Annotated in this window: 2 protein-coding genes; one reads left to right on the top strand and one right to left on the bottom strand. The window is 76.0% G+C overall.

Translation table 11 applies throughout. The features are described from left to right. Window positions 1-134 precede the first annotated feature (134 nt). Entirely contained in the window at window positions 135-761 is a 627-nt protein-coding gene (locus L1885_RS27745; protein WP_235799898.1) for a response regulator transcription factor, read from the top strand. A 204-nt stretch (window positions 762-965) separates the two neighbouring features. On the opposite strand, the gene L1885_RS27740 is transcribed toward L1885_RS27745, so the two are convergent. Then, the coding region (locus L1885_RS27740) for an MFS transporter (protein ID WP_235799897.1) at window positions 966-1,958 on the bottom strand (993 nt) is incomplete at its 5' end.

The raw sequence follows: 1,958 nt of genomic DNA, 5'->3' as shown, positions 1-1,958 counted from the left end.
CGGCGGTGGCGGCGGCGCTGACGCGGCGAGGCGCCGCCCGATCGCCGGCCCGCCCCGGCCCGGTCCCGCATGGCCCGGCCCGGCGGGCAGTGTTCGGGCGGGGCCGCTTCGGAGCGGGGCCCTACCCTGTGCGCATGACGGACACCCCCGGGCGGCGCGTGCGGATCCTCCTCGCCGAGGACCAGGGCATGATGCGCGGCGCGCTCGCGCTGCTGCTCGGCATGGAGGACGACATGGAGGTCGTCGCGCAGGTGGCGACCGGGGACGCGATCGTGTCCGAGGCCCTGGCGGCCCGGCCCGACGTGGCGCTGCTCGACATCGAACTGCCCGGCCGCAGCGGGCTCGACGCCGCCGCCGACCTCGACAGGCGGCTGCCCTCGTGCCGGGTGCTGATCCTCACGACGTTCGGCAGGCCCGGCTATCTGCGCCGGGCCATGGAGGCCGGGGCCGCGGGCTTCCTGGTCAAGGACGGCCCCGTGGAGGAACTGGCGGGCGCGATCCGGCGCGTACTGGCGGGCGAGAGGGTCATCGACCCCGGGCTCGCCGCCGCCGCGCTGAGCGCGGGCCCGAGCCCGCTGACGGCCCGTGAACGCGACGTGCTGAACGCGGCGGTGGACGGCGCCACGGTCGCGGACATCGCCGGGCGCCTGCACCTGTCCGAGTCGACCGTGCGCAACTACCTGTCGTCCGCCATCGGCAAGACCGGCACGCGCAACCGCATGGAGGCCGTGCGCTCGGCCCGCCGCCAGGGCTGGCTCTGACCGGGGGCGGGGGGAAGGACCGCCGAAGCCGGCGGTCCGACCGGCGCAACCGGCCGGGTCCGGGCCGAACCGGCTGAACCAGCGACCGGCGACCGGCGACCGACGACCGACGACCGTCTGAACGGGCTGAACGGGCTCGACGACGCGTTTCGTGCCCCGATTGGTGATCAGCCGCGCGCCGCCCCCGGACGACGGCGCGACGGGCTACGCCGTCCCGCCGCTCACCACGCGTTCCGGGCGCCTGCGCGGCAGCCAGAGCAGCATCAGCACCACCGCCGCCACCGTCACCCCGCACCCGATCCGGAACGCGAGGGAGTAGCCCGCGGTCAGCGCCACCGGGTCCGTGCCGCCGCCGCTGCGGGAGGCAGCCGCCGTCGAGAGCACGGCGAGGCCGAGCGCACCGCCCATGGTCCGCGCGGTGTTGACGATGCCCGACACCAGTCCGGCGTCCTGCGGCGCCGCGCTCCCCGTGGCCAGTGCCGCCAGCGGCGTGCCCGCCATGCCGAGACCGATCATGACGAGGATGCCGGGGCCCATGATCGACGTCAGGTAGCCCCCGGCGGCGCTCAGCGTGGACTGCCAGGCGAACCCGGCAGCCGCGAGGGCCCCGCCGAGCACCGCCACGTCGCGCGGGGCCATGCGGTGCATCATCCTCGGCGCGATCTTGGAGCCGAACACGATGCTCAACGAGCTGGGCACGAGCGCCACGCCCGCCTCGAAGGGCGTGTAGCCGAGCACGTTCTGCGCGTACACCGTCATGAAGAACCAGACGGCGAAGCTCGTGGCGCCGAAGACGAACATCGCCGCGTTCGCCGCGGCCACCGCACGCGTCCGGAAGACCTTCAGCGGCATCAGCGGTTCCCTGGTGCGCGACTCGACCACCAAGAACGCCGCGAGCAGCGCGAGTCCGCCGGCGAGCGGCAGCAGGGTGGCCGCCGCGCCCCAGCCGCTGCGCTCGGTCTGCACGATGCCGTACGAGAGGACGGCGAGGCCCGCCGTCACCAGGACGGCGCCCGGCAGGTCGAGGCGCCTGCCCCGGCCGCCTCGGTGCTCGGCGAGCCACAGCGCGCCGCCCGCGAGGACGAGCGCGCCCACCGGGACGTTGATGAGCAGCACCCAGCGCCACGACAGCAGGTCGGTGAGCGTGCCGCCGACGAGGCCGCCGGCCGCGCCGCCCGCCGCGCCGACCGCGGCCCA

Source organism: Streptomyces fuscigenes (genome assembly GCF_021556455.1).
GTDB classification, from domain to species: Bacteria; Actinomycetota; Actinomycetes; order Streptomycetales; family Streptomycetaceae; genus Streptomyces; species Streptomyces fuscigenes.
This window is presented reverse-complemented; position numbering and strand designations above follow the sequence as displayed.

What these genes read in the sequence shown, in the direction of transcription:
- L1885_RS27745 (WP_235799898.1), top strand. Translation starts at nt 135, where the DNA reads ATGACGGACACCCCCGGGCGGCGCGTGCGGATCCTCCTCGCCGAGGAC.